8 protein-coding genes and 1 tRNA gene are annotated in these 7027 nt (G+C 47.6%); 1 reads left to right on the top strand and 8 read right to left on the bottom strand.

The genetic code is table 11. From position 1 onward, the window contains the following. The coding region (locus tag Q0R17_RS16655; protein ID WP_293936938.1) for a tyrosine-type recombinase/integrase at positions 1-1247 on the top strand (1247 nt) is incomplete at its 5' end. Between the two features lie 110 nt (positions 1248-1357). Here the strand turns inward: Q0R17_RS16655 and Q0R17_RS16650 are convergent. The 8 genes from Q0R17_RS16650 to infC form a co-directional block, all read right to left on the bottom strand. Beyond that, positions 1358-1434: transfer RNA gene (locus tag Q0R17_RS16650), tRNA-Pro, on the bottom strand. A gap of 39 nt (positions 1435-1473) precedes the next feature. Beyond that, positions 1474-1839, bottom strand: coding sequence for a MerR family transcriptional regulator (locus Q0R17_RS16645; RefSeq protein ID WP_293936936.1), 366 nt, complete (start codon positions 1837-1839; stop codon positions 1474-1476). Continuing rightward, the gene (locus Q0R17_RS16640) at positions 1805-2122 is read right to left on the bottom strand and encodes an integration host factor subunit alpha (RefSeq protein ID WP_046352592.1); all 318 of its coding nucleotides are present in this window, start codon (positions 2120-2122) and stop codon (positions 1805-1807) included. The genes Q0R17_RS16645 and Q0R17_RS16640 overlap by 35 nt, the downstream gene beginning before the upstream one ends. A 29-nt stretch (positions 2123-2151) precedes the next feature. Beyond that, the gene (pheT, locus tag Q0R17_RS16635) at positions 2152-4506 is read right to left on the bottom strand and encodes a phenylalanine--tRNA ligase subunit beta (protein WP_293936934.1); all 2355 of its coding nucleotides are present in this window, start codon (positions 4504-4506) and stop codon (positions 2152-2154) included. A 111-nt stretch (positions 4507-4617) separates the two neighbouring features. Further along, positions 4618-5604: a phenylalanine--tRNA ligase subunit alpha gene (pheS, locus tag Q0R17_RS16630; RefSeq protein WP_293936931.1), complete on the bottom strand. Its 987-nt coding sequence runs from the start codon at positions 5602-5604 to the stop codon at positions 4618-4620. A gap of 139 nt (positions 5605-5743) precedes the next feature. Continuing rightward, complete coding sequence (gene rplT / locus Q0R17_RS16625) at positions 5744-6103, bottom strand: 50S ribosomal protein L20 (protein ID WP_130105454.1); 360 nt, start codon at positions 6101-6103, stop codon at positions 5744-5746. 16 nt (positions 6104-6119) lie between these two features. Beyond that, on the bottom strand, positions 6120-6317 hold the full coding sequence (rpmI, locus tag Q0R17_RS16620; RefSeq protein ID WP_046352269.1) for a 50S ribosomal protein L35: 198 nt from the start codon (positions 6315-6317) through the stop codon (positions 6120-6122). Positions 6318-6483: 166 nt separating this feature from the next. Further along, the gene (gene infC / locus Q0R17_RS16615) at positions 6484-7017 is read right to left on the bottom strand and encodes a translation initiation factor IF-3 (protein WP_374759883.1); all 534 of its coding nucleotides are present in this window, start codon (positions 7015-7017) and stop codon (positions 6484-6486) included. Positions 7018-7027 lie beyond the last annotated feature (10 nt).

Genomic DNA, 7027 nt, shown 5'->3' with positions numbered 1-7027 from the left:
ATGAACTCAGGCAAAGACAAGCCTTTTTGCATCTGAATGCCATTGATGGGCATGATCCACCTCCGCAAAACAGAACGTTCGTTCACTTTACGCCGCGCGAATGGCTAAATCAAGGGATCCTGAGCAAGAGACATAATCAGGTTAAGTTTAGTAAATATTATTTATTTACAGCTAACTATACAGTAAGCCCATTCGATGGAAAGGCAAGGCAATGGCATAGTCTTTGCTCTATTGCAGATGGTGAGTTGACTGCAAGAATAGCGGCAAAAAAAATAATTGACCACAATACCCAAAAAGATGAAGAAGGGGATTTTCCAACTATATTCAAAAACTACACTGCATATATTTTAAAAAAACGAGCAAAAGAAGCCCCGAAAGATCCGCCTAGATTAAAAATGCATCTAACTGCAAATAATAATTTAATGTGGATTTTCAATACAATTGAAAGTGCATTTAAAGAGTTTAATCTAGCTAATGTAATGCCTGTCGATATTGCCGCTTTTGTGGATCAATGGGAAGGACAACGAATGGGGCAAGTTTTCCAATCAAAACTATCAGACTTCTTTAAATGGGCTTGCCGTCGAGGCTACCGCTCAGAAAACCCATGCAGAGAGATATCCGTTGCAAAACCGAAGAAACGAAGCCGCTACATTACTGATGAAGAATTTAATAAAATTAAGGACTCATTGCTAATTGGCTTAGATGGGGTGCCGACACGAAGCGGCAAGATGGTCAGTTGCTACGTAGATCTTTGCTTCTTGCTATACCAGCGGACAACAGAAATAAGATTGCTGCGCGGGGATCAGATCACCCCCGAAGGAATTTTATTTACACCGACAAAAACAGAAAAAAGCAGTGGTGCCAAAGTACAAGTCCCAATGAACCAAGCAGTACAAGATGTTTTAAATAGAGCAAGACAGGCGTACCCAGAGCGCGAAATCAAATCTGAGTATGTGATCCACACTCATGAGTTAAAGCCTTATACGACAACAGGAATAGGCTCAGCGTGGAAACGTGCAGCGCAACGAGCAGAGGTTAGCAATGCAACGCTAAAAGACTTACGTGCGAAGGCAATGACCGATGCAAAGCGCGATGGCTATACAGTAAAGCAAATCAGTATTGGCGGTGCGCATACTGATGAAGAAATGACCGAGAGCTACATCAAGCTTAGGGAAACACCAGTCAGCGAGGTTGTGCTGAAATTGCCAGAAAAAAACCGCCAAAATGCCCCACAAAACGGCCTGTAAGAATGTAGTTTTTTGCTTAATTTTAGTGCTTTTTTCGAATCATATTAGAAGAACTTCTAATATAACGGGCAAAACAAAAGGGCTAGCTTTCGCTAACCCTTTGTTTTTATTGGTCGGAATGAGAGGATTCGAACCTCCGACCCCTTGCACCCCATGCAAGTGCGCTACCGGGCTGCGCCACATTCCGAACTCAGGGACGCATTATATCTTACGGCCCCTTGCTTGGCTAGTCATCCAGCCACACAAGTAGTGCTTCTAATTCATGACGCAATTCTGTCACTGTGGTGCCCTCACCTGCACTATCCCCTTCTGCTCGAAGTGTGGATAGTTGGTTGCGGGCACCGCTGATGGTAAAGCCTTGTTCATAAAGTAGTGAGCGGATTCGACGCACCAATAGTACTTCATGGTGCTGATAGTAACGCCGATTACCGCGCCGCTTTACGGGCTTTAATTGCGTGAACTCCTGCTCCCAATAACGCAGCACATGCGGTTTTACCCCGCACAGCTCGCTTACTTCACCAATGGTGAAGTAGCGTTTAGCTGGGATAGAGGGTAGATCACTGGTCGGTATGACGAGGCTGGTGCTTTGCATAGTGACTTTCGACCATTCCCTTCAGCTTTTGACTGGCGTGAAAGGTAACCACGCGCCGTGCGGAGATGGGGATTTCTTCGCCTGTTTTAGGATTGCGCCCAGGACGTTGTGGCTTGTCTCTGAGCTGAAAATTGCCAAAGCCGGAGAGTTTTACCGAATCGCCCTCAGAAAGGGACGTGCGGATTTCCTCGAAGAAGGCTTCGACCATGTCTTTCGCTTCACGCTTATTCAAGCCAACCTTATCGAACAACATATCCGCTAAGTCAGCTTTAGTAAGTGTCATCATAGTAGGGGGGGTATACTGCATTAGCATTAGACTCTCAACGTCGCACCGTTTACTTCAGCGGCACGGAGCATATCCGCGACAACGGCGTCGACTTCCTCATCAGTAAGAGTTTTGTGAGTATCTTGCATTAACATCTTGAAAGCAAGGCTTTTTTTACCCTCTGGAATGCCTTTTCCTCGGTAGACATCGAACACTTCCGATGCTATAAGGAGCGGGTTATTCAGATTGGTGAAGGCGGCTTGTAGTGTTGCCACAGACAAGCTTTCATCTACCAGCAAGGCAAGGTCACGGCGAACAACTTGTAGTTTGGATACAGGCTTCGCTGTAAGCTGTTCAACGCTTACAAGTGCAGCTACATCCAATTCAAACAAGACTGGTGCTGTGCCTAAATCGTACGATTGCACCCACTTAGGATGCAGCTCGCCAATCACACCAACCACGACGCCGTTTAACAACACTTCGGCAGCGCGGCCAGGATGTAGGGCTGGATGGTCGGCACGGCGGAATTCTGCTTGGCGTGGAGCAAGCAATACTTCTACATCGGCTTTTACATCATAAAAATCAATTTGTTGCTTAGCGCTAGCCCACTGCTCTGCAGTGCGATGCCCCCAAGCTAAACCAGCTAGTTTTTCTGGCTGGGCGCTGGCGTCCTTGCCATGAAATACGCGAGCCAATTCAAACAGGCGTACACGCTCTTGCTTGCGTTTGATATTGCCTTGCAAGGCTGAGATCAAACCGCCAAATAGGCTAGAGCGCATTACACTCATTTGGCTGGAGATTGGGTTTAGCAATTTAATCGGGCGAGTATTACCCGCAAAATCTGCTTCCCATTTTTCTTCAACAAAGGCGTAGCTGATCGCTTCGAAATAATCTCGAGAAACCATTAATTTTTTCAAAGCAGAAGTTGCTCGAAGATTGCCCGGCTGCGGCAGCATCACCTGACGTGATGCAGATGGCGCAACGGGGATATTGTCGTAGCCAAATAGGCGGGCAATTTCTTCGATTAAATCTTCTTCAATCACAATATCGAAACGGAACGACGGCGGGGTTACGGTAATAACATCGCCTGCCACTGACGTTGGCAAGGCCAAACGTGCCAGCAGCGCAAGAATTTCATCAGCAGCTAAAGAAATGCCCAACACCTTGGCCACGCGCGATACACGCAATGCCACAGCTGGGCGTGCTGGCAGCTCTGCCACAGCTTCTGTAACTGGGCCGGCTTCACCACCACAAATTTCAATAATCAGTTGGCTGGCGCGCTCAAGCGCATTCAGCACATTAGCAAAATCAATACCACGCTCAAAACGATGCGAGCTATCTGAGCTAAAACCAACGCGGCGTGAGCGCCCAGTAATGACACTAGGTGCAAAGAAGGCTGATTCTAAAAAGATATGGCGTGTACCAACCACTACGGCAGACTCTAAGCCGCCCATAATGCCAGCCAGCGCTAAGGGTTTCACGCTATCCGCAATCACCAGCATATCGGCTTCAAGCGTTAGCTCTTTTTCATTCAGCAGCGTAATTTTTTCGCCAGGCTTAGCAAAACGAGCCTGAACACCACCTTCCAGCTTATCTGCATCAAAGGCATGCATAGGCTGACCAAGCTCTAACAACACATAATTGCTTACATCAACAATCGCCGAGATCGAGCGTAAACCCGAACGCTCTAAGCGTTGTTTCATCCAATCTGGAGTGACCGCCGCCTGATTTACATTTTTGATCACACGACCAGCGTAACGTGGGCATGCAGCGCCCGCGTTTAGCGATACGGCAGTCACATCGTCACACGTCGGTACGACAGCTTTAATTTCAACCGGATTAAGCACGGCATCCGTTAAAGCAGCAACTTCGCGCGCAATACCTTTGATAGACAAGCAATCAGTGCGATTAGGTGTGAGCTTTAATGTCAGCAAGCGATCATTAAGCTGTAAATATTCGCGAATCGACATGCCAATAGGCGCATCGCTAGGCAAAATCATTAAGCCATCTACATCGCTGGGCATGCCTAATTCGTCACCCGAGCAGAGCATGCCAAAAGACTCAACCCCACGAACTTTAGCTTTTTTGATATTAAAATCGCCAGGCAAAGCCGCACCAACTCGGGCGCAAGGCACTTTAATACCTGGGGCCACATTCGGTGCGCCACATACAATTTGCAGTGGCTCAGCTTCACCCACATTTACAGTACAAACATTGAGTTTGTCAGCATTTTCATGCTTAGTAACAGACAGCACCTCTGCCACAAACACTTGAGTAAACTCAGGCGCTGCAGGGTCATTTTCTTCTACTTCTAAACCGGCCATCGTTAATAAATGCGCCAGTTGCTCAGAATTTAGTGCTGGGTTAACCCAGCTACGCAACCACTGTTCAGAAAATTTCATCACTCGCACCTACGAACACGCGGAGAATTAAACATCCGCTAGAAAAAGCCAAGTCAGCTAAAGCAAGCTTTACGCTTTAGCTGCACTCCTTTTTTAAACAGCACGTGCCAATTACTTGAACTGCTCGAGGAAGGAAATATCGTTCTCGAAGAAGAGGCGCAAATCATTCACGCCGTAATACAGCATTGCAAAACGATCTAGGCCAATACCAAAGGCAAAGCCTGTGAATTTCTCGCTATCGATGCCCACATTCTTCAGCACATTAGGGTGCACCATGCCGCAACCGCCCACTTCCATCCAGCCCTTAGACCACTTTACGTCGATCTCAGCCGAAGGCTCGGTAAAAGGAAAGAAAGAGGGGCGAAAGCGCACTTCTAAATCATCGCGCTCAAAGAACTGACGCAGAAAGCTGACAATCACACTTTTTAAATCGGCAAATGAAACGTCTTGATCAACCCACAAACCTTCCATTTGATGGAACATCGGTGAGTGCGTTGCGTCTGAATCAACACGGTAAACACGGCCTGGTGCGATAATCTTAATCGGCGGCTCATGGCTTTCCATGTAACGCGCTTGAATCGGTGAAGTATGCGTGCGCAATACTTCACCACCTTCCACGTAAAAGGTGTCTGCCATACCACGAGCAGGATGATCTGGCGGCAGATTCAAGGCTTCAAAATTATAAAAATCTGTTTCGATTTCGGGGCCATCGGCCACAGCGAAACCCATAGAGTGGAATAGCGTTTCTATACGCTGACGCACCAGTGTTACTGGGTGCAAGCCACCACCAGCCAGCCCACGGCCAGGCAAGGTGATATCTAAGGCTTCAGCCGCTAATTGCTTAGCCAGCTTATCTTGAGCAATAGATTCTCTACGCGCATTAAGCGAGGCTTCAAATGCTTGCTTAGCCTGATTAACGATTGCACCAAAAGATTTTTTTTCTTCGGGTGGCAAGGTGGCTAACTGTTTTAAGAGCGCAGAAATCTCGCCCTGCTTGCCAATAAATTGCGCCTTGGCATTTTCAAGTTCGTTCGGGTCATTGGTTGCATTTAATGCAGCCAAGCCTTTTTCCAGAATCGCTTGTACGTTATCAACCATGATCTTGCGGCAATCTCAGGCAAATTGTTTTGCTCAAGCTGACGCATCAATTAAGACAGTCAGAAAAAGCAGCCCTTTGGTTAAACCAAAGGAATAAAAAAGGGAGGCCAGAAGCCTCCCCCTCTTGTCGACCAGCCGATTAGGCGGCTAATTTCGCCTTAGCTACTTCAACAAACTGGGCAAAAGCCGGTTTGTCAAAAATAGCCATATCAGCGAGAACCTTACGGTCAACTTCAATACCAGCTTTCTTCAGACCGTTCATGAAACGGCTGTAGGCCAGACCGCACTCACGGGATGCAGCGTTGATACGCGCAATCCATAGGCGACGGAACTGACGCTTTTTCTGACGACGGTCACGGTAAGCGTATTGACCTGCCTTCATGACAGCCTGTTTGGCTACACGATAGACATTTTTACGACGACCACGATAGCCTTTGGCCAGAGCGATGATTTTCTTATGACGGGCACGAGCTGTAACACCACGTTTAACGCGAGGCATGAGTCTTTTCCTTTAGTTATGCGTAGGGCAACATTGCACGGACAGAAGGCATGTTCGACGGATCGACCATGCTTGTACCGCGCAGCTGGCGCTTAGTCTTAGTGGTTTTCTTGGTCAAGATGTGACGCTTAAAAGCGTGACTACGCTTAACGCCACCACCACCGAGAACCTTGAAGCGCTTTTTTGCGCCGCTCTTGGTCTTCATCTTAGGCATGATGAACTCCTACTACTGAGTTAGATAGGGCGACAGGCGCCATAGCGGTTACCCGCTTTGCACTTAATACCTGCCACCACGTTTTTATTACGGCTGCTGGCTGACTTTAAAAACAATCAACCTTGCCAGACGCAGCCGCTAGCCCGGTCATTTTTTGCAAATAGGATTAGATGGCTTTCTTTTTAGGAGCCAACATCATCACCATTTGACGCCCTTCCAGGCGCGGATACTGCTCAACCACAACCAAATCGCCTAGATCAGCTTCAACACGTTTCAGCTGAGCCATACCGATTTCTTGGTGAGCCATTTCACGACCACGGAAACGCAAAGTAATCTTCGCTTTATCGCCCTCGGCAAGGAAACGAGTCAGGTTACGCAGTTTGATCTGGTAATCGTTCTCGTCAGTACCTGGACGGAATTTAATTTCCTTGACCTGGACCTGCTTCTGGTTCTGCTTGGCGGCGTGTTTCTTTTTCGAGTCCTGATACTTAAATTTGCCGTAATCCATAATGCGGCAAACAGGCGGCTGTGCTGTTGGTGCGATTTCCACCAGATCAACATTGGCCTCTTCGGCCAGAGCCAAAGCCTCGGAAAGGCTGACGATACCAAGCTGCTCGCCATCCACACCCTGCAAACGTAACTCACGGGCGGTGATTTCACCGTTAATCCGTGGTTCTTTATCCTGAGAAGCTATTGTGATTCTCCAAGTC

Origin of the sequence: Iodobacter sp. (genome assembly GCF_025352645.1) — a bacterium.
Lineage (GTDB): Bacteria > Pseudomonadota > Gammaproteobacteria > Burkholderiales > Chitinibacteraceae > Iodobacter.
The sequence above is the reverse complement of the archived record's forward strand: the minus strand, read 5'-3'. Positions and strand labels throughout refer to the sequence as shown.